The organism is Pseudomonas sp. GNP014 (genome assembly GCF_054344005.1).
This window is the reverse complement of the sequence record NZ_JBTGUS010000001.1, coordinates 696,215-716,313: the sequence shown is the minus strand read 5'-3', so window position 1 is coordinate 716,313 and position 20,099 is coordinate 696,215. Positions and strand designations below refer to the sequence as shown.

Sequence of the window (20,099 nt, the reverse complement as noted above, 5' to 3'; positions counted from 1 at the left end):
CGTAAGAGTCTGTGACAAAGGTCAAAATGCCATCATTCCTTTCTCGCAGCCTTGTCTTCTTTGTGTAATCTGCTGGTGAGCGCTGTGCACTGGCTTCAATGAGCTAATGTTAGGGCCTGGGTTTCGCCGGTACGGGGCCTTGGGGTTTTGACTGAAAAACACGTCGGGCAGCCCGCCCGCTAAGGATTTTCAAGCATGCCGCGACTGCATCGAGCCGTTGCTCTGGTCGGATTGCTCTTGCTGGGCCAGAGCGCTGCAGCGGAAAAGCTGCGGCTGGTGTTTGATATCTGGCCACCCTTTACGGATGACACGCTGGTCAACGGCGGTCTGGCCACCGACATTGTCAGCACCGCGCTGGCCCGGGCCGGTTATGCCAGCGACTATGAACAAGTGCCGTGGGCACGGGCGCTGCTGGGAGTGGGCGAAGGGCGTTATGACGTGCTGGTCAACGCCTGGTACAACGACGAGCGCACCAAACTCGGCCAGTTCTCCGGTGAGTATCTGCTCAACCGTATCCGCTTTCTCAAACGCAAAGACACGCCGCTCGACTACAACAATCTGCAGCAACTGCACACGTATCCGATTGCGGTGGTGCGTGGTTACACCTATTCGGCGCCGTTCGACGCCGACACGGCGCTGCAGAAAGTCCCTGTGCATAACTTCGCCATGGCCGTGCGCATGCTCGCGGCGGATCGGGTCAAACTGACGCTGGAAGACGAGTACGTCGCGCGCTATTACCTGGCCCGCGAATCACCGAAAGTGCGCAACGCCTTGGAGTTTCTGCCCAAGCCGTTGAGCGAGAACAGCCTGCATATTCTGGTGAGCCTGAAGAATCCGCAGCATGAGCAGATTGTGGCCGGGTTTGATAAGGCGATTGCGGCGATGAAGGCGGATGGCAGTTATGACAAGTTGTTGAGGCAGCATGGGATGTGAGTTCTGATCCAGAATCTTCTTTGTGGCTGATGTCCTCATCGCTGGCAAGCCAGCTCCCACAGGTTTTGCGGTGTACATAAATCCTGTGGGAGCTGGCTTGCCAGCGATGGGGCCAGTCCGGCCACCTCAAACGTCGGCCGTGTCCTTGATCAGGTGCGCCGCCAACGTCCGTAACGGCCCCAGCTGCCGGCAGATCAGCGCCAGTTGCGTCTGCACCAGTCGCTGTCCTTCATCAATCTCGTCCGGCATCTGCTCCAGCTCATTGGCCAGCGCTTCTTCTTCATCGCTTTGAATCGCCACTGGTTGCTTGTTCGCCAATCCCTGGGCGATTTCATCAATGCTGGCGGCCAGCTTCACCCCGGCGCCGTCGATCAGGTGTTCACGCACTTCCGCCGGTAGCTGAGTCTCGCGATGCGCACCCAGCCCTGACAAATAACTGAGCAAGGTGTGCGACAGCACCAGAAAACGGAAGCCAACGTCTGCTTCCTTACGGAAATGCCCCGGCTCCATCAGCATGTTTGCCAGCGTGGTCGACAGTGCCGCGTCGGCGTTGTGCGCGTTGCGTCGGGCCAGGCGATAGGCGAGGTCGTCGCTTTTGCCGGCGGCGTATTGCTGCATGATCTGGCGCAGATAGATGCTGTTGCAGGTCAGGGTGTTGGCCAGCACCTTGTTCAGGCGTCGACCCTGCCAGTCCGGGAGGAACAGGAACACCGTCAGGCCGGCGATCAGGCTGCCGAGCAAGGTATCGAACAGCCTCGGCAGGAACAGCCCGTAGCCGTCGCCAACCTGGTTGAAGCAGAACAGCACCATGATGGTGATTGCGGCGGTCGCCAGGGTGTAGCGGGTGGTGCGGTTGATAAAGAACACCACCCCGGCGGCGATCGCGAAGCACGACTGCACCAGCGGGCTGGGGAACAGATCGAACAGTGCCCACGCCACGGTCAGGCCGATGGCGGTGCCGAGAATCCGCTGCCCGAGTTTGCGTCGCGTCGCGCCGTAGTTTGGCTGGCAGACGAACAGCGTGGTGAGGATGATCCAGTAGCCTTGCGACGGGTGAATCAGGTGCACCATGCCGTAGCCGATGCTCAATGCCAGTGGCAGGCGCAGGGCGTGGCGGAACAGCAAAGAGGTCGGCGTCAGTTGCGTGCGCAGGCGCACCCATACGTCCTTGAGGTTGCGCGGCGAACGGTCGAGCAGGCTGCTGTCGGTCGCATCGGCCAGGGCATCCGGGTTGCTCGCATCGCTGAGCAAGCGGTCGAGGGTGCCGAGGTTGGCCGCCAGTGCGCGCAGCGAACGCAGCAGGCCGCGCCACGCCGGGTTGCTCTGGATACGCAGGTGTTCAAGGGAGGCGTCGAGGTCGCTCAGGGCTTCGGCGAAGCTGGCGTCATAGATGAACGGCTGGCGCATCTGGATCGACTCGGCCAGGGCCCGGCAGGCTTTGCCCTGCTGGCGCAGCAGGCGCTGGCAGCGGAACAGCACGTCGCTGTGGAAGAACGCTTCGGCCAGCGCGTTGTACGGATAGTGCGAAGAACTGGCGCGTTCGTGGATGTCCTGGGCGAGGAAGTACAGCTTGAGGTAGCGGCTGACTTTCGAACCCGGACGACCGTTGCCGACCCGGTGCAGGATGATTTCCTTGGCGCTGTTCAGTGCTGCCACGACGCGACCGTTTTGCTGTGCCAGTTCCAGGCGCCGGGCTTCGACGTCCATCTGCCGGATTGGCTCGAACAGCGATGATTTCAGCTTCAGGTAAAAGCCCAGTTCGCGGAACAACCGCGCCAGACTTTGCTGCACCGGCTGGTTGGAAAACATCGCCTGCCACAACACCGAGAGCAAGCCGTACCACGCGGCACCGGCCACCAGCAGCATCGGTTCGTGCCAGAAATCGGTGACCGCGCCGCCGCGCTGATCGACGCCGATCATCGTGTATACGGACAGAATCAACGTCGCCGAAGCAATCGCGCCATAGCGCTCGCCGAGGGCGCCGAGCATGGTCAGGCCGAAGCTGGCCAAGGCCAGGGCGATGGCAAATACGACGGGGTAGGGGAAGAGCAATTCCACCGACAGCGCGGCGATGCTGAAACACACCAGCGTCACCGCCAGGGCGTTGAGGCGGCCCTGCCAACTGTCGTCGGTCTCGGCCAGGGCGCTGGCGATGATCCCCAGGAACAACGGGATCAGCAGGCCCATTTCATCCTGATACCAACACAGCGCCATGCTGCCCGTGAGGGCGATGAACACCCGCACGCTGTAGCTGAATTTATCCAGCGCCCACAGGCGCCGCAAAGACTGACGAAACGAGGTCGAGGACATGAAGTGCGAAGGCCTTCCGAGGCGATGCCGCTAAATTGAGCCAGTAATGACGCCGACGCAATGGCGCCGAGCACATCTGACAGCAAAAAGTGTTCCTTTTACATACACCACAAACCACTGTGGGAGCGAGCTTGCTCGCGAATGCGATGTGTCAGTCACCACAAAGTTGACTGAAAGACCGCATTCGCGAGCAAGCTCGCTCCCACAGGGTTTTGTATTTGGATCAGGCGTACTGCGCGGCCGCGTAACCCGAGGCCCAGGCCCACTGGAAGTTGAAGCCGCCCAGGTGGCCGGTGACGTCGAGCACTTCGCCGATGAAATACAGGCCAGGGCTTTTCAGTGATTCCATGGTCTTGGACGACACTTCGCGGGTGTCGACGCCGCCTAGCGTGACCTCGGCCGTGCGATAGCCTTCGGTGCCGGCCGGCACGACTTTCCAGCTGCCCAGCTTGTCGGCGATCTGCGCCAGTTCGGCGTGGGTGTACTGCTTCATCGGTTTGGAGACGAACCAGTTGTCCGCCAGCAGGTTGGCCATCTTCTTGGTGAAGATCTCGCCGAGCAGGGTTTTCAGTTCGCTGTTCGGGCGTTCGGCCACTTGCTGTTGCAGCCACGCGGCCGTGTCGTGGTCCGGCAGCAGATTGATCTCCACGGTGTCACCCGGCTCCCAGAACGACGAGATCTGCAGAATCGCCGGGCCGCTGAGGCCACGGTGGGTGAACAGGATGTTCTCGCGAAAGCTCTGGTCGTTGCAGCTGACCAGGCAATCCACCGATGTGCCGGACAGCTCGGTGCACAGTTCCTTGAGCTGATCGGTGATGGTGAACGGCACCAGCCCGGCACGGGTCGGCAGCAGTTCATGGCCGAACTGTTTGGCCACCTGATAACCGAAACCGGTGGCGCCCAGTGTCGGGATGGACAGTCCGCCGGTGGCGATCACCAGCGACTGGCACTGCAACTGGCCGAGGGTGGTGTCGAGCAGGTAACCGTTTTCGACCTTCTCGATGGTCTGGATCGAGGTGTCCAGGTGCAACTCGACGCCGACCTGATCGCACTCGTCGAGCAGCATGCCGAGGATGTCGCTGGATTTGTTATCGCAGAACAGCTGGCCGAGCTTCTTCTCGTGGTACGGCACACCGTGCTTGCCGACCATGCCGATGAAATCCCACTGGGTGTAACGCGCCAGTGCGGATTTGCAGAAATGCGGGTTGTGCGAGAGGAAATTGCCCGGTTCGGTGTACATGTTGGTGAAATTGCAGCGGCCACCGCCGGACATCAGGATTTTCTTGCCGGCCTTGTTCGCATGATCGAGCAGCAACACTTCACGCCCACGCCCGGCGGCGGTCAGTGCACACATCAACCCTGCGGCGCCAGCGCCAATGATCACGACTTCGGTAGAGCGCAAAACGGTGTCCTCACACAAATTTCAAAATCACCGGCGGCCCATGTGGGAGCGGGCTTGCCCGCGATGAGGCCTGCACATTCAACATGGATGTTGTCTGTCAGTCCGTCATCGCGGGCAAGCCCGCTCCCACAGGGACCTTCCTCGGATGGAAGATCGTTTACAAAACACGCACGCGCAGCGAACGGCCCTTGATCTTGCCGTTGTTCAAACGCTGCAGCGCCTGCATGACCACGGTGCGCTCAACCGCCACATACGACTGGAAGTCGAAGATCGCGATCTTGCCGACCTGGGCGCCCGGGATGCCGGCGTCGCCGGTCAGCGCGCCAAGGATGTCGCCCGGACGCACTTTGTCTTTACGGCCGCCGGCGATGCACAGGGTGCTCATCGGTGGCTGCAATGGCGCGCCGCCCTGGGATTTGAGGTTGTCCACCTGATCCCAGTTCAGCGGGGCTTTCTGCAGCTGTTCGATGGCTTGCGCGCGATGGGCTTCGGACGGTGCAACGAGGCTGACCGCGATGCCTTTCTCGCCAGCGCGACCGGTACGGCCAACGCGGTGAATGTGGATTTCCGAGTCGCGGGCCAGCTCGACGTTGATCACCATGTCCAGCGCGTCGATGTCCAGGCCACGGGCGGCGACGTCGGTGGCGACCAGAACCGAGGTGCTGCGGTTGGCGAACATCGCCAGCACCTGATCGCGGTCACGCTGTTCCAGGTCGCCATGCAGGCCGACGGCGGAAATGCCTTTGGCGGTCAGGTGATCGACGGTTTCCTGCACCTGCTGCTTGGTGAAGCAGAACGCCACGCAGGAGGCCGGGCGGAAGTGGTGCAGGACTTTGGTCACCGCGCTCATGCGTTCTTCCGGAGAAATCTCGTAGAAGCGCTGTTCGATCTGCGTGTCGTCGTGGAACGCTTCGGCTTTCACCGTTTGCGGATCACGCATGAATTTCGACGCCAGTTGCTTGATGCCCACCGGGTACGTGGCGGAGAACAGCAGGGTCTGCCGGCGCGACGGGGTCTGTTCGATGATGTCTTCGATGGCGTCGTAGAAACCCATGTCGAGCATGCGGTCGGCTTCGTCGAGGATCAGCGTGTTCAGGCCGTCGAGCACCAGCGAACCCTTGCGCAGGTGTTGCTGGATACGCCCCGGGGTACCGACGATGATGTGCGCGCCGTGTTCCAGCGAAGCAATCTGCGGGCCGAACGACACGCCGCCGCACAGGGTCAGGACCTTGATGTTGTCTTCGGCACGGGCCAGACGACGGATTTCCTTGGCGACCTGGTCGGCCAGCTCACGTGTCGGGCAGATCACCAGTGCCTGGCAACCGAAGTAGCGCGGGTTGATCGGGTTGAGCAGGCCAATGCCGAACGCGGCGGTCTTGCCGCTGCCGGTCTTGGCCTGGGCGATCAGGTCCATCCCCTTGAGGATCACCGGCAAGCTCTGCGCCTGGATCGGCGTCATCTGGGCATAACCGAGGGATTCGAGGTTAGCCAGCATGGCGGCGGACAGCGGCAGAGTATTAAAAGCGGTGGCGATGGTGGTCACGGGACTGGCCTGCAAAACAAAATGTCGCGCAGTGTAGCAGCCCCGTGCCACTTTCTTCGAAAGTTCTGGACGAACAGTGTGCAATGCACATCAAACCCAGTGGCAAACAGCATTCCTTGTGGCGAGGGGATTTATCCCCGTTGGGGTGCGCAGCGCCCCCTATACCCGCCACCTCGGAACATCAGGCTGATCGCATCCAACCTTCTTGGGGCTGCTGCGCACCCCAACGGGGATAAATCCCCTCGCCACAAAAGCCCTGCATCACACATTAGTGTTCGATGTGTTCTTCCGGACGCTTGGCCCGCCGCCCGTCTTCTTTCGACAGTTGCGAGAAAATCGTCGCGGCGAGCATCGCCATGATCCCGACGGTGACGAAGGTCAGCTGGAACGCGCCGAGCACGGTTTCCACGCCATCGTTGCCGATCTCTGCCGTAAAGCCACCGAGCAACGCACCGGCGCACGCCACCCCCAGACTCAACGACAATTGCGCCACCACCGACAGCAAACTGTTGCCGCTGCTGGCGCTGGCGTCGTCGAGGTCGATCAGGGTCACGGTGTTCATTGCAGTGAATTGCAGCGAGTTGATCGCGCCAAGCACGGCCAGCAGGCACAGCAGCAGCCAGTACGGCGTCTGCTCGCTGACCAGGCCCATGCTCGCCAGCATGATCCCCAGTGCCAGGGTGTTGCCGGTGAGCACGATGCGGTAGCCGAGGCGTTCGATCAGCGGGCGTGCCATCCACTTGGCAAACATCGCCGCAGCGGCCAGCGGCAACATGCTCATCCCGGCCTGGGACGGCGAATAACCCAGCGCCACTTGCAGCAGCAACGGCACCAGAAACGGCAGGGCACCGCTGCCCAGTCGGGCGAACAGGTTGCCGAGAATGCCGACGGCAAAGGTGCGGGTCTTGAACAGCGACGGGGCGAACAGCGGATTTTCCACGTGCCCGGCGCGCAGCCAGTACGCCGCCAGACAGGCCAGACCGGCAAACAGCAGCAACATCACCCGCAAGTGCGGCAGGTGCAATTCGCCAAGGCCTTCCATGGCGATGGTGATGAGGATCATCGCCGCGCCGAACAGCAGGAAACCGAGACTATCAAACCGTGTGCGCTCGCTGCCGCGCAGGTCGGGGATGAACTTCCACACCGCGTAACAACCGATGACGCCGACCGGGAGGTTGATCAGGAAGATCCAGTGCCACGTCAGGTACTGCACCATCCAGCCGCCCATGGTCGGTCCGATCAACGGGCCGAGCAGGCCGGGAATGGTGATGAAGCCCATGATCCGCACCAGTTCCGAGCGTGGATAGGCGCGCAGCACCACCAAGCGTCCGACCGGCAGCATCAGCGCACCGCCCAGGCCCTGAATGACCCGCGCGCCAATCAGCATGCTCAGGCTGCTCGACAGCGCGCAGAGCAGTGAGCCGAAGCTGAATAGCAGAATCGCGCCGAAGAAGATCTTCTTGGTGCCGAAGCGGTCGGCGATCCAGCCTGAGGCCGGTATCAGCAGGGCCACGGTGAGCATGTAGGCGATGATCACGCCTTGCATGCGCAAGGGGTCTTCGGCCAGATCCCGAGCCATGGCCGGCAGGGCGGTGTTGAGGATGGTCCCGTCGAGGGACTGCATGAAGAATGCAATGGCGACGACCCACGGCAACCAGCGTGCGGTGATGGCGTCGAGAGGCGGGCGGTTGGGCATGGAACCTCTTGTTGGTGTTATCCGAAATTTCTGTTCTGACTGAAACCCTGTGGCGAGGGGATTTATCCCCGTTGGGGTGCGCAGCGCCCCTTATATCCCCCACCTCGGTGAATCAGGTGGATCGCAACCCACCTTCTCAGGGCCGCTGCGCGACCCAACGGGGATAAATCCCCTCGCCACAGGGCCTTGTACTCAAGCCCCTGTGTATTGGGGAATAGCGTGTTTACAGGGTTAGGGTCAGGCGGCTGACCAGCGCCCCCGGCAGCAACGCCGACGAAGTATTGCGCTGGCTGTACGTACTCGCCGACAGCAACAACTCACGCTCGGCGGTCAACGCTTCCAGCTGCGAACCCAGCAGGCTGTAGGCGCTGTCGTCGAAACGCATGGTGCTGACCGGCGCCTGGATCTCGCCGTTCTCGACCCAGAAGGTGGCAAACCGGGTCATGCCGGTCAAGCGCGCCGCTGGTTGATCGGAGAAGTTCAGGTACCACAGGTTGCTGATGTACAGCCCGGTGCCCAACTGCTTGAGGATCTCTGCCTGCGACAGGTTCCCCGCCGCCATGTTCAGCGCACTCGGTGATTCGCCGCCGCTGGCGCCATTGGCGGTCAGGCCGTATTCCGCCGCACTGCGCGAGCCGACCAGCTGATCGCCCGCCTTGCCGTCGACGATCAGCCGCAAATCACTGCGCGGATAACCCTCGCCGGAAAACGCCGGGCTCAACGATTCGCTGACTTTCTCGTCCAGCGACACCAGCGGACTGAACGTCTGATCGCCGACATACAGTTTTTGCAGCGGACTGCTTTTGCTGGCAATCGACTGCGCCGAGAAACCGCCCCAGCTCAACATGCCCATGATTTCTTCCAGTGCCGCCGGTGCCAGATAGGCGCGGTACTGCCCCGGCGCCAGCGTGCGCAACGGGCGGCCGAGAAATGCCAGTTGCTCGCGGGCCTGCTGGAAGCGTCTGGCGAACCCTTCGCTGCTCCAGTCATGCCCGGCGTAGCTGGCCTTCACCGCTTCGCCATTGTCGTGAAACAGGCTGAAATCGAAGTTGAAGCTGTTGGCCTGGTGCCAGCCGAACGCCCCCGACGAACTGGCGAAACCGCGGCTGATGGGACCGGCGGCGTAGAAGCCGACCAGATCCAGACCCTCAGCGGCGGCGCAGATTTCATCGACCACCTGCTCGGTGTCCGGCAGCGGATGTTCCTGCACGTTCTCGCTCTGCCAACCGTTGTGATTGAGCAACAAGTACGGATCCTGCGGCAGCAACGGCAACGTTTCGCGCAATTGATGCAGGCCCTCGGCGAGGCGTTGCAGGTCGGCTTCCTGATCGCCGGACAGGGTGATTTGCAGATCGGCGTGGCGGCCATCGTTGATCAGCTTCAGGACGATATTGGCCTGCTGCACTTGCCCGGCCTGCCGCACCTTGGCGTGATTGAAACGCACGAATGCCGAGGACTCGGCGGCGAAGCTGAGGGTGAATTGTTCCGGCTCGCGCACGCTGTCGCGCAGCCAATTGACCATGACCTTGAAGGCGTCGGACTGACTCTTCGAAATGCTCATCAGGCGTCTCCCCCAAACACATCAACGTTGCTGAATACGCAGGCCGGCGAAGCGTGGCCGACGCGAATCACCTGGTTCGGTTCACCCTTGCCGCAGTTCGGTGTGCCCAGCACTTTGACGGTGTTGGCATCGCCGACGGCGCGCAGGCTCTTCCAGAAGTGCGCGGAAATCGCCCGATAGTTCGGGTTTTTCACCACGCCTTTGAGTTCGCCGTTTTCGATCAACTGACCCCACTCGCAGCCGAACTGGAATTTGTTGCGCGCATCGTCGATCGACCAGGAGCGGTTGGTGCTCATCAGGATGCCGTGCTCGATGCCTTCGATCAGTTTGTTCAGTGGCTGATCGCCCGGCTCGATATTGAGGTTGGCCATGCGGTCGATCGGCGGGCGGTTCCAGCCGCAGGCGCGGCTGTTGGCGACGCCGTCGAGACCGGCGCGAAATTGCGACAGTGCACCGCCCAGAGGACGCAGCAGCAAACCATCGCGAATCAGGAACTGTTTGCTTGCCGCCGTGCCGTCGTCGTCATGGCCGTAGCTGGCGAGCTCTTCGGGAATGCCCGGATCGAAGGTCACGTTAAGTAATTTCGAACCGTATTGCAGGCTACCGAAGTCGCTGGTTTTGACGAAACTGGTGCCGGCGTAGTTGCGCTCGTCACCGAGGATGCGGTCCAGCTCCAGCGGGTGACCGATGGACTCGTGGATCTGCAGCATCATCTGATCCGGCATCAGCAACAGGTCGCGCGGGCCTTGCGGAGTGTTCGGCGCGAGCAGCAGTTGCAGGGCCTGATCCGCCACTTGCGGGCCGGCACCGACCAGACCGCAACGGCTGATCACATCGGCGCCACCCTGCTGGCCGAAGTTCTCGCGGCCGAGGCTGCGGGTCTGGCTGTCGTTGCCGTCGTAGGCAGTGACATCGAGGCTCGGGTAGACGAAACGCTGGGCCTGGCGCAATTCGGCACCGGCGCTGCTCAGGTAGATCTGCTCGACATGGGTAATGCCGATGCTCACTTGCCAGTTCACCAGGCGCTCATCCTTGGGCACCGAGGCGGATTCCGCGCCGAGCAGCTCGAAGCATTCGCTCAGGGACGGGAAGGGTTGTTCGAGATTGGGCGAGAAGTAGTCGGCGCGGTCGCTCGACACCGGCTGCTCGCGCAGGTCGAGCAAGGCGTGGGGCTTGAGCCGCCGGGCCTGTTGCTCGGCGCGTTCAAGGGCGGCTTGCAGGCCTTGCTGCGACAGGTCGTTGGTGGCGGCATAGGCCTCGACCCCGTTGACGCGCACGGTGAGCATCGCGCCCTCGTCGCGGCTCAGGCTCGGCGGCTCGGCGACGTTCTTGCGCACCGACAGGTATTGGCCGGACTCGCGTACATACCGCAGGGAAAAGAACTCGGCGCCCGTGCGCAAGGCAGCGAAGCGCTGCTTGAGCTGGGGGTGGAAATCGAACATTCGGGAACCTCCTTGTTATGGAGTTGCGGGGTGCAGCGATTCGGCGGGGAGGGGTGAAACGATTGCGCGAGGTCTAGAGTAGGCCTGCGTGGGGGTAGGATCAAGTGAAGAGGGGGTGTAGGGGGATTTACTGTGCAGCGGGGGGATTTGTGCTGAATGGCCAGGCCTCATCGCTGGCAAGCCAGGCTCCCACAGGTTTTTGGTGAACACAATTTCTGTGAACGACACAAAACCCTGTGGGAGCTGGCTTGCCAGCGATCAGCCTTGACGCGGTATTACGACTTACTGAGCAACAGGCGTGATATCACGCATCGGCTTGCCCTTCACCGGCGCATCGCCCGCAACGTAGTACGGCGCGTTGCTGCGCGGCAGTGGTTTGCGGCCACGGATCTTGTCGGCGATTTTCTCGGCCATCATGATCGTCGGCGCGTTGAGGTTGCCGGTGGTAATGATCGGCATGATCGAGGCATCGACCACACGCAGGCTCTGCATGCCGTGCACGCGACCTTCGCCATCCACGACGGCCATGTCGTCGGTGCCCATCTTGCACGAGCAGGACGGGTGGAACGCAGTTTCGGCGTGCTCGCGGATGAACTTGTCGAGCTGCTCATCGGTTTGCACGTCGATGCCCGGGCTGATTTCGCGACCACGGAAGGCGTCCAGTGCCGGCTGCTGCATGATTTCGCGGGTCAGGCGGATGCCGTCACGGAATTCCTGCCAGTCCTGCTCGGTGGCCATGTAGTTGAACAGGATGCTCGGGTGCTGGCGCGGATCCTTGGATTTGACCTGGATGCGACCACGGCTCGGCGAACGCATGGAACCCATGTGAGCCTGGAAACCGTGCTCTTTAACACCGTTGCTGCCGTTGTAGTTAATCGCCACCGGCAGGAAGTGGTACTGGATGTTTGGCCATTCGAACTCTTCGCGAGTACGGATGAAACCGCCGGCTTCGAACTGGTTGCTGGCGCCGATGCCGGTGCCGTTGAACAGCCACTCGGCACCGATGGCCGGCTGGTTGTACCAGAGCAGCGACGGGTACAGCGAAACCGGTTGAGTGCAAGCGTATTGCAGGTACAGCTCAAGGTGATCCTGCAGGTTTTCACCGACGCCTGGCAGGTCATGAACGACCGGGATGTCGAGGCTTTCCAGCAGTTTTGCCGGGCCGACGCCGGAACGCTGCAGAATCTGCGGCGAAGCGATGGCGCCGGAGCACAGCAGGACTTCCTTGCGTGCTTTGACTTCCACGCGCTCTTCAGCCGAACCGACCAGGTAACGCACGCCGACCGCACGCTTGCCTTCGAACAGGATCTTGTCGGTCAGGGCGTGGGTGACGATGGTCAGGGTCGAACGCTTCTTGGCGACGTCGAGGTAGCCACGGGCGGTGGAAGCACGACGGCCGTTCGGCGTCACGGTGCGGTCCATCGGGCCGAAGCCTTCCTGCTGATAGCCGTTCAAGTCTTCGGTGCGCGGGTAACCGGCCTGCACGCCGGCTTCGACCATGGCGTGGAACAGCGGGTTGTTGCCGGCCTTCGGCGTGGTCACGCTGACCGGACCGTCGCCACCGTGGTAGTCGTTCGGGCCGATGTCGCGGGTTTCCGCTTTGCGGAAGTACGGCAGGCAGTCGAGGTACGACCAGTCTTCCAGGCCTGGCAGTTTCGCCCAGCCGTCGTAGTCCATCGCGTTGCCACGGATGTAGCACATGCCGTTGATCAGCGAGGAGCCGCCGAGGCCTTTGCCGCGACCGCATTCCATCCGGCGACCGTCCATGTGTGGCTCTGGATCGGTTTCGTAAGCCCAGTTGTAGCGACGACCCTGCAGCGGGAATGCCAGGGCAGCCGGCATTTGCGTGCGGAAGTCGAAACGATAGTCCGGGCCGCCGGCTTCGAGCAGCAGAACGGTGACGCCTGCGTCTTCAGTCAGACGGGTCGCAAGTGTGTTACCTGCAGAACCGGCCCCTATGATGATGTAGTCGTATTCTTGAGTCATAAGTTCTCCTGGGGGAGCTACAAGCCACAAGCTTCAAGCTGCAAGAAAAAGCAGCGAGCTGTGGCTTCGAAATCGGGGAGGGCGGCAACCCCAAACTGCTTTTACTTGCAGCTTCAAACTTGCCGCTTGCAGCTGATCAGCTAGCTGATCAGCTAGCTGATCAGAACACCGAGACGTAATCGCCCAGCTCGACCTGTACCGATTTGATGCGTGTGTAGTTGGTCAGCGAGCTGATGCCGTTTTCACGGCCCACGCCCGACTGCTTGTAACCGCCCACCGGCATTTTCGCGTCGGACTCGCCCCAGGCGTTGATCCAGCAGATACCGGCTTCCAGCTGATGAATCACGCGGTGCGCGCGGTTCAGGTCTTTGGTCACGATACCGGCGGCCAGGCCGAAGTCGGTGTCGTTGGCGCGGCGGATCACTTCTTCTTCGGTCTCGTAGGAGAGGATCGCCATCACCGGGCCAAAGATTTCTTCACGGACGATGGTCATCTCGTCGGTGCAATCGGTGAACACGGTCGGTGCAACGAAAGCGCCTTTGGCGAACTCGCCGTCGGTCAGACGCTCGCCGCCGCACAGAACGCGGGCACCTTCTTCTTTACCCTTGGCGATGTAACCCAGCACGCTTTCCATGTGGGCGAAGCTGACCAGCGGGCCGAAGTTGGTGTTTTCGTCTTCCGGGTTGCCGATGCGGATGCGCGCTACGCGCTCGACGATCTTGGCTTCGAAAGCGGCTTTCAGGTGGCTCGGTACGAACACGCGAGTGCCGTTGGTGCAGACCTGACCGGAGCTGTAGAAGTTGGCCATCATTGCGGTGTCGGCGGCGCGATCCAGGTCGGCGTCGTCGCAGATGATCAACGGGGACTTGCCGCCCAGTTCCATGGTCACGTCTTTCAGCGACGAAGCCGAAGCGCTGGCCATGACTTTCTTGCCGGTGTCGGTGCCGCCGGTGAAGGAGACTTTCTCGATGCGCGGGTGTTCGGTCAGCCAGGTGCCGACTTCACGGCCGCTGCCGGTCAGCACGTTGAACACGCCGTTGGGCAGGCCGGCTTCGGTGTAGATTTCGGCCAGTTTCAGGGTGGTCAGCGAGGTAACTTCGCTTGGCTTGAAGATCATCGCGTTACCGGCCGCCAGGGCTGGTGCGGATTTCCACAGGGCGATCTGGATCGGGTAGTTCCACGCGCCGATACCGGCGACCACGCCCAGCGGTTCGCGACGGGTGTAGACGAAGGAAGTGTCACGCAGCGGGATCTGCTCGCCTTCGATCGCTGGCACCAGGCCTGCGTAGTATTCCAGCACGTCGGCGCCGGTGACGATGTCGACGTATTTGGTTTCGGAGAAGGCTTTACCGGTGTCCAGGGTTTCCAGCGCAGCCAGTTCATCGTTGCGCTCGCGCAGGATGTCGACGGCGCGACGCAGGATGCGCGAACGCTCCATGGCGGTCATCGCTGCCCAGATTTTCTGGCCCTTTTCCGCGCTGACCACGGCACGCTCGACGTCTTCCTTGGTCGCACGTTGCACGTTGGCGAGGACTTCACCGTTCGCCGGGTTGATGGCTTCGAAGGTGGCATCGCTGCCAGCGTCGGAGTACGCGCCATCAATGTAGAGTTTTTGCAGTTCGAAACGGGCCATAGTGTCCTCGCAAGTGCATGAGTGGTTGGCGTTGGTCACCGGGTGAGCCATGTAGCTGTGGCATCGCTGGTCGGTAACAGTTCAGGGGCTGAGCGTTTTCTGTGTGCTCTAGCTCACCTTCTTGGCCAATTGGAAATCCATGTATTCGTAAGCGATCTGTTGCGCCTGCGCCGTGTCGAAAGCGTCTCCCGACAAAGCGCCGCGCAACCACAAACCGTCAATCAACGCTGCCAGTCCTCGCGCGGCGCTGCGCGCATCTTCGAGCGGCAACACACGGCGGAACTCGCAGCACAGGTTGGAATACAGACGGTGATCGTTGATCCGCTGCAACCTGTGCAAAGACGGCTGGTGCATGCTGGTGGCCCAGAAGGCCAGCCAGGTTTTCATTGCCGGGCCATTGACCTGGCTGGCGTCGAAGTTGCCTTCGATGATCACCTGCAGATGCGCCCGTGGGCTGCTGTCTGCCAGCGCCTGACGGCGTGCGGTGACGTTCTCGCTGAGGACATTCATCAGATACCGCATCGTGGCGGCAATCAGGCCGTTCTTGTCCTGAAAGTAATGACTGATGATGCCATTCGAGACACCGGCCAAACGGGCGATCAGCGCAATGCTGGCGTCCCCCATCCCGACCTGATCGACCGCCTGCAACGTGGCTTCGATCAGTTGTTGGCGGCGGATGGGTTGCATACCGACCTTGGGCATCTTGCACATCTCCTTAGGCCTTCCGGCGGACGAAAAACGGCTACCGGATTGAGGGCCAGTCTATTTTGTTTTGATTGAACGTTCAATCAACAAAGAATAAGATCTGCGACAAATCGTCGCGATTTACAGATTTTTCCTACGTGTAAATGGCGATAAACCGACATCCGAAAATGCTTGAAACCTGCGTGGGGCATGGCGCGGTTCGCGATTCGATGGACGTGTTGAAAGGGCAAGACGCTCAGGGCCAGGTTTCGGATGAACGTCCAGACCTCGGCCACGAAAGCGATTCGCAGCGCCATTTCGGCAGGTTCGGGCTGTTTTCGGGGTGTCTTTATATCACCCGCCGGTCGGCTGCCAACTAACCGATTGGTCGGGTTCCGTGTTGCCTTGTGTTCTTCTCTCGCACTGCCTGGAGCATTTGTGCCATGAGTTCTGCCTCGCTTATAAAGACCCCGCCCGAGAAGGTGACGGTCAACGGTTGGGTGTTCTACACCTCTACCGCGCTGATTCTGTTGTTGACCGCCATTCTGATCATCGCCCCGCAAGAGGCCGGCAGATTGTTGGGTATCGCTCAGGCCTGGTTGTCGCGCAGCTTCGGCTGGTACTACATGGTGGTGATCGCCGCCTACCTGGTGTTTGTGGTGGGCCTGGCGTTTTCTTCCTACGGCAAACTCAAACTGGGCAGCAAGGACGACACCCCGGATTTCAGTTACGGCGCCTGGGCGGGGATGCTGTTCTCGTCGGGTATCGGTATTTCGCTGCTGTACTTCGGCGCGTCCGAGCCGCTGGACCACTACTTCAATCCGCCGGAAGGCGCAGCGGCCACCAACATGGCCGCGCGTCAGGCGGTGCAATTGACGTTCCTGCACTGGGGCCTGCACGGCTGGGCGATCTACGCGCTGGTCGGTCTGGCCGTGGCGTACTTCGCTTACCGTCATAACCAGCCGTTGGCACTGCGTTCGGCGTTGTATCCGCTGGTGGGCGAGCGTTGGGTCAAAGGCGCGGCCGGTCACGCGGTGGACGGCTTCGGCATGTTCGTGACCCTGCTGGGTCTGGTGACCAACCTGGGGATCGGTTCGCTGCAAGTGTCCTCCGGCCTGGAAAACCTGTTCGGCATGGAACACAGCAACACTAACCTGCTGATCGTGATCATCGTGATGAGCACCGTGGCGACCATCGCTGCCGTGTCGGGTGTGGAAAACGGCATCCGCCGTCTGTCCAACCTGAATATTGTGCTGTTCAGCGGTCTGCTGATTTTCGTGCTGTTGTTTGGCCCGACTTTGCACCTGCTCAACGGCTTCGTGCAGAACATCGGCGATTACCTCAACGGCGTGGTGCTGAAGACTTTCGACCTGTACGTCTATGAAGGCGACAGCGCCAAGTCCGACCGCTGGTTGGGCCTGTGGACTCTGTTCTACTGGGCGTGGTGGATTTCCTGGGCACCATTCGTTGGCATGTTCATCGCGCGTATTTCCCGTGGCCGTACCGTGCGTGAACTGGTGGCCGGCGTGCTGCTGATTCCCCTGGGCTTTACTTTGGCCTGGCTGTCGATCTTCGGTAACTCGGCACTGGATCTGGTGATGAACCAGGGGGCGGTGGAGCTTGGCAAGACGGCGCTGGAACAGCCGTCGATGGCAATTTATCAATTGCTGGAACACTACCCGGCGTCGAAAGTCGTCATCGGTGTGTCGATCTTTGTTGGCTTCGTGCTGTTCCTGACCCCGGCCGACTCCGGCGCGGTGATGATGGCGAATCTGTCCTGCAAGGGCGGTAACGTCGACGAAGATGCGCCGCACTGGCTGCGGATCTTCTGGTCGGTGGTGATCACGCTGGTGACCATCGGTCTGCTGTTCGCCGGTAACTTCGAAGCCATGCAAACCATGGTGGTGCTGGCGGGTCTGCCGTTCTCGGTGGTGCTGGTGTTCTTCATGTTCGGCCTGCACAAGGCGATGCGCCAGGACGTGCAGATCGAACAGGAGCAGGCGCAACTGGCTGAGCGTGGTCGTCGTGGTTTCAGCGAGCGTCTGACGCAGCTGGATCTGCAGCCGAGCCAATCGGTGGTGCAACGCTTCATGGACAAGCAGGTCAGCCCGGCGCTGGAAGACGCGGCCGCTCAAATGCGTGTTCAGGGGCTGGAAGTGCAGACACTGCTGGGTAAATCCAAGCGCTGCATGGGCGTGCGTGTCGAGATGGAAGAGGGCAACCCTTTCGTCTACGAAGTGAGCCTGGACGGCTACCTCGCGACCCCGACCGAATCGGCTCAGTCCGATGAGGCGCGCCAGCGTTACTACCGCGCCGAGGTGTATCTGCACAACGGCAGCCAGGACTACGACCTGATGGGCTTCACGCAGGATCAGATCACACGCGATGTGCTCGATCAGTTTGAAAGCCATCGGCAGCTTCTTGGGCGGGTGTATAGCTAAAGTCAAAAGCCCCCTCACCCCAACCCTCTCCCGGAGGGAGAGGGAGCTGACCGAGGTGTCTTGCGCTAAACGCCGACTTGAAAGCTCGAGTCGATTCTGGATTGGCTGCAGCATATCGGGGGCTTTTCAAAGCCTGAGTTCGACTCGAAATTTCAATGCCAGTCAAAAGCCCCTCACCCAACCCTCCCGAAACGTCGGACCGCCCGTAGGGAGAGGGAGCTGACCGAGGTGTCTGGCGTTGTACATCGACCTGAAAGATCGAGTCGATTATGGATTCGGTGAAGCAAGATCAGGTCGGTGTAGATCTGCAGCATCCCCCGGTCGGTCCCCTCTCCCTTTGGGAGAGGGCTAGGGTGAGGGGGCTTTTCCCTGGCCCAATAAAAAGGGATCGCTCACCGCGATCCCTTTTTTTATCCCTGCCTTAACCGAGGTTCTTGCCCAGCAACGCGTGATACAACTCACTGTCGCCCAAGATCCCCACCACATGGTTGTTGTCGTGCAGCACCAGTTTGTTGCCGGTCTGGTAGCGAATCTGCAGCGCGTCACGCATACCGATGTTCGAGTCCACCAATGTCGGCTTGCGCTCCAGAGCCTCCACGGCTTGGCCCGGTGCCCAGTTCTGCAGGTTCAGCACCGAACCGTTCTGCCGCGCGCCTTTGATGGTGTTGCCTTCGGCCAGGTCCAGCCACGAATCGCCGCCCGGATCGAGGCACACCGAACCGTTGATGCGTTTGCAGTTGTCCAGGGTGCGCATCAGGCTGCGGCCGCAGAGCACGTTGAGCGGGTTGGTGTGGGCAACGAAGGTGCGCACGTAGTCGTCCGCCGGGTTCAGCACGATCTCTTCCGGCACGCTGTACTGGATGATCCGGCCGTCTTTCATGATCGCGATGCGGCTACCGAGTTTCAGCGCTTCATCAAGGTCATGGCTGACGAACACGATGGTCTTGCTCAGCTTGCGTTGCAGTTCCAGCAGTTCATCCTGCAGACCCTGACGGATCAGCGGGTCGAGTGCCGAGAACGGTTCGTCCATCAGCAGGATATCGGCGTCCATCGCCAGTGCCCGGGCCAGGCCTACGCGCTGCTGCATACCGCCGGAGAGTTCGTCAGGCTTCTTGTTGCGCCATTGGGTCAGGCCAACCAGTTCGAGCTTTTCATCGACGAGCTTCTTGCGTTCCTTCTCCGGGCGACCCTGCATTTCCAGTCCGAAACTGATGTTCTCGCGCACCGTCAGCCACGGCATCAGGGCGAACTTCTGGAACACCATGGCGATGCGTTTGGTGCGCATCATTTTCAGCTCGGCCGGGGTGCAGGAGGCGATGTCGATCTGGCGGTTTTCATGCTCGACGAACAGCTTGCCGCGGCTCACGGTGTTGAGGCCGTTGATGCAGCGCAGCAGGCTCGACTTGCCGGAGCCGGACAGGCCCATCAGCACGCAGATCTCGCCCTTGTTGATGTCCAGCGTGGCTTTTTCCACACCGACAATCTGTCCGGTCTTTTTCAGGATCTCGTTGCGGGTCATGCCCTGATCCAGCAGCTTGAGTGCCTCGCGCGGATCCTTGGAGAAGATTACGTCGACGTCTTCGAAGCGAATTATGCTCATGCGTCACCCCCTGCTTTGGCGTCGGGTTGTTTGCAGATACGGTCGAGCATGATCGCCAGCAGTACGATCGCCAGGCCCGCTTCGAAGCCCAGGGCGATATCAGCAGTGTTCAGTGCGTTGACCACCGGTTTGCCGAGTCCGTCGGCGCCCACCAGTGCCGCGATCACCACCATCGACAGCGACAGCATGATGCACTGGGTGATGCCGGCCGCGATGCTCGGCATGGCGTGAGGCAGTTCGATCCGTGAAAGCAATTGGCGACGCGAGCAGCCGAAGGCCTTGCCGGCGTCCATCAGTTCTTGCGGGACATCGCGGATGCCCAGGTAGGTCAGGCGGATCGGCGCAGCGATGGCGAACACCACTGTGGAGATCAGGCCCGGCACCACACCCAGCCCGAAGAGGGTCAGGGTAGGAATGAGGTAAACGAAGGTCGGTACGGTCTGCATCAGATCGAGTACCGGACGCATCAACGTGTAGAACATCGGTTTGTGCGCGGCGACGATGCCCAACGGCACGCCGATGACCACGCAGACCAGGGTCGCGAACATGACCTGGGCGAGGGTTTCCATGGTTTCCTGCCAGTACCCCAGGTTGAGGATCAGCAGGAACGAGGCGATTACAAAAGCAGTCAGTCCCCATTTGCGCTGGATGAAATGCGCGAGCAATGCAATGAGGCCGATCAAGACGAAGGGATTGAACCAGGTCAGCGCAAACGTCACGCCGTGGATCATCGTTTCCAGGGTCACGGCGATTGCGTCGAAGGTGCTGGCGCCGTGTTGCGTCAACCATTCAACGAAGCCCGCGATGTACTGGCCTAAAGGGATTTTCTGATCAATCAGCATGGTAGTGAACGTCCGCATGCAAGGAA

13 protein-coding genes are annotated in these 20,099 nt (G+C 61.1%); 2 read left to right on the top strand and 11 right to left on the bottom strand.

Annotated features, from left to right (window positions below; genetic code table 11):
• The first annotated feature begins 195 nt into the window (after positions 1-195).
• Positions 196-933 carry a substrate-binding periplasmic protein gene (locus ACXX9E_RS03335; RefSeq protein WP_458555028.1) on the top strand — a complete coding sequence of 246 codons (738 nt, stop codon included), beginning with the start codon at positions 196-198 and terminating at the stop codon, positions 931-933.
• Between the two features lie 126 nt (positions 934-1,059).
• Here ACXX9E_RS03335 and yccS read toward each other — a convergent pair whose 3' ends face one another.
• From yccS to betI, 9 genes are all read right to left on the bottom strand, one after another.
• A complete protein-coding gene (yccS, locus tag ACXX9E_RS03330; RefSeq protein ID WP_267805903.1) occupies positions 1,060-3,243 on the bottom strand; it encodes a YccS family putative transporter in 2,184 nt (727 codons plus the stop codon).
• Between the two features lie 223 nt (positions 3,244-3,466).
• Positions 3,467-4,645 carry a BaiN/RdsA family NAD(P)/FAD-dependent oxidoreductase gene (locus ACXX9E_RS03325; protein ID WP_128616481.1) on the bottom strand — a complete coding sequence of 393 codons (1,179 nt, stop codon included), beginning with the start codon at positions 4,643-4,645 and terminating at the stop codon, positions 3,467-3,469.
• 157 nt (positions 4,646-4,802) lie between these two features.
• Entirely contained in the window at positions 4,803-6,140 is a 1,338-nt protein-coding gene (gene dbpA, locus ACXX9E_RS03320) for an ATP-dependent RNA helicase DbpA (protein WP_256591983.1), read from the bottom strand.
• 316 nt (positions 6,141-6,456) lie between these two features.
• The gene (mdtD, locus tag ACXX9E_RS03315; RefSeq protein ID WP_123469443.1) at positions 6,457-7,884 is read right to left on the bottom strand and encodes a multidrug transporter subunit MdtD; all 1,428 of its coding nucleotides are present in this window, start codon (positions 7,882-7,884) and stop codon (positions 6,457-6,459) included.
• 223 nt (positions 7,885-8,107) lie between these two features.
• A complete protein-coding gene (locus ACXX9E_RS03310) occupies positions 8,108-9,445 on the bottom strand; it encodes a TldD/PmbA family protein (protein ID WP_322375867.1) in 1,338 nt (445 codons plus the stop codon).
• The gene (locus tag ACXX9E_RS03305) at positions 9,445-10,887 is read right to left on the bottom strand and encodes a TldD/PmbA family protein (RefSeq protein WP_267805905.1); all 1,443 of its coding nucleotides are present in this window, start codon (positions 10,885-10,887) and stop codon (positions 9,445-9,447) included. Before ACXX9E_RS03305 ends, ACXX9E_RS03310 begins: the two co-directional genes overlap by 1 nt.
• 282 nt (positions 10,888-11,169) lie before the next feature.
• A complete protein-coding gene (gene betA / locus ACXX9E_RS03300) occupies positions 11,170-12,873 on the bottom strand; it encodes a choline dehydrogenase (protein WP_186748708.1) in 1,704 nt (567 codons plus the stop codon).
• A gap of 160 nt (positions 12,874-13,033) precedes the next feature.
• Positions 13,034-14,506 carry a betaine-aldehyde dehydrogenase gene (gene betB / locus ACXX9E_RS03295; RefSeq protein WP_123469433.1) on the bottom strand — a complete coding sequence of 491 codons (1,473 nt, stop codon included), beginning with the start codon at positions 14,504-14,506 and terminating at the stop codon, positions 13,034-13,036.
• A 108-nt stretch (positions 14,507-14,614) separates the two neighbouring features.
• Positions 14,615-15,208: a transcriptional regulator BetI gene (gene betI / locus ACXX9E_RS03290; protein WP_077574838.1), complete on the bottom strand. Its 594-nt coding sequence runs from the start codon at positions 15,206-15,208 to the stop codon at positions 14,615-14,617.
• Positions 15,209-15,633: 425 nt separating this feature from the next.
• Here betI and betT point away from each other — a divergent pair, with 425 nt between their 5' ends.
• The gene (betT, locus tag ACXX9E_RS03285) at positions 15,634-17,631 is read left to right on the top strand and encodes a choline BCCT transporter BetT (protein WP_123469429.1); all 1,998 of its coding nucleotides are present in this window, start codon (positions 15,634-15,636) and stop codon (positions 17,629-17,631) included.
• Between the two features lie 421 nt (positions 17,632-18,052).
• Here the strand turns inward: betT and choV are convergent, their stop codons facing one another.
• Both choV and choW read right to left on the bottom strand, forming a co-directional pair.
• A complete protein-coding gene (gene choV, locus ACXX9E_RS03280; protein ID WP_123469427.1) occupies positions 18,053-19,231 on the bottom strand; it encodes a choline ABC transporter ATP-binding protein in 1,179 nt (392 codons plus the stop codon).
• Complete coding sequence (gene choW, locus ACXX9E_RS03275; RefSeq protein WP_447806948.1) at positions 19,228-20,073, bottom strand: choline ABC transporter permease subunit; 846 nt, start codon at positions 20,071-20,073, stop codon at positions 19,228-19,230. The genes choV and choW overlap by 4 nt, the downstream gene beginning before the upstream one ends.
• Positions 20,074-20,099: the final 26 nt, after the last annotated feature.

What these genes read in the sequence shown, in the direction of transcription:
- ACXX9E_RS03335 (WP_458555028.1), top strand. Translation starts at nt 196, where the DNA reads ATGCCGCGACTGCATCGAGCCGTTGCTCTGGTCGGATTGCTCTTGCTG.
- yccS (WP_267805903.1), bottom strand. Translation starts at nt 3,243, where the DNA reads ATGTCCTCGACCTCGTTTCGTCAGTCTTTGCGGCGCCTGTGGGCGCTG.
- dbpA (WP_256591983.1), bottom strand. Translation starts at nt 6,140, where the DNA reads ATGCTGGCTAACCTCGAATCCCTCGGTTATGCCCAGATGACGCCGATC.
- mdtD (WP_123469443.1), bottom strand. Translation starts at nt 7,884, where the DNA reads ATGCCCAACCGCCCGCCTCTCGACGCCATCACCGCACGCTGGTTGCCG.
- ACXX9E_RS03310 (WP_322375867.1), bottom strand. Translation starts at nt 9,445, where the DNA reads ATGAGCATTTCGAAGAGTCAGTCCGACGCCTTCAAGGTCATGGTCAAT.
- ACXX9E_RS03305 (WP_267805905.1), bottom strand. Translation starts at nt 10,887, where the DNA reads ATGTTCGATTTCCACCCCCAGCTCAAGCAGCGCTTCGCTGCCTTGCGC.
- betA (WP_186748708.1), bottom strand. Translation starts at nt 12,873, where the DNA reads ATGACTCAAGAATACGACTACATCATCATAGGGGCCGGTTCTGCAGGT.
- betB (WP_123469433.1), bottom strand. Translation starts at nt 14,506, where the DNA reads ATGGCCCGTTTCGAACTGCAAAAACTCTACATTGATGGCGCGTACTCC.
- betI (WP_077574838.1), bottom strand. Translation starts at nt 15,208, where the DNA reads ATGCCCAAGGTCGGTATGCAACCCATCCGCCGCCAACAACTGATCGAA.
- betT (WP_123469429.1), top strand. Translation starts at nt 15,634, where the DNA reads ATGAGTTCTGCCTCGCTTATAAAGACCCCGCCCGAGAAGGTGACGGTC.
- choV (WP_123469427.1), bottom strand. Translation starts at nt 19,231, where the DNA reads ATGAGCATAATTCGCTTCGAAGACGTCGACGTAATCTTCTCCAAGGAT.
- choW (WP_447806948.1), bottom strand. Translation starts at nt 20,073, where the DNA reads ATGCTGATTGATCAGAAAATCCCTTTAGGCCAGTACATCGCGGGCTTC.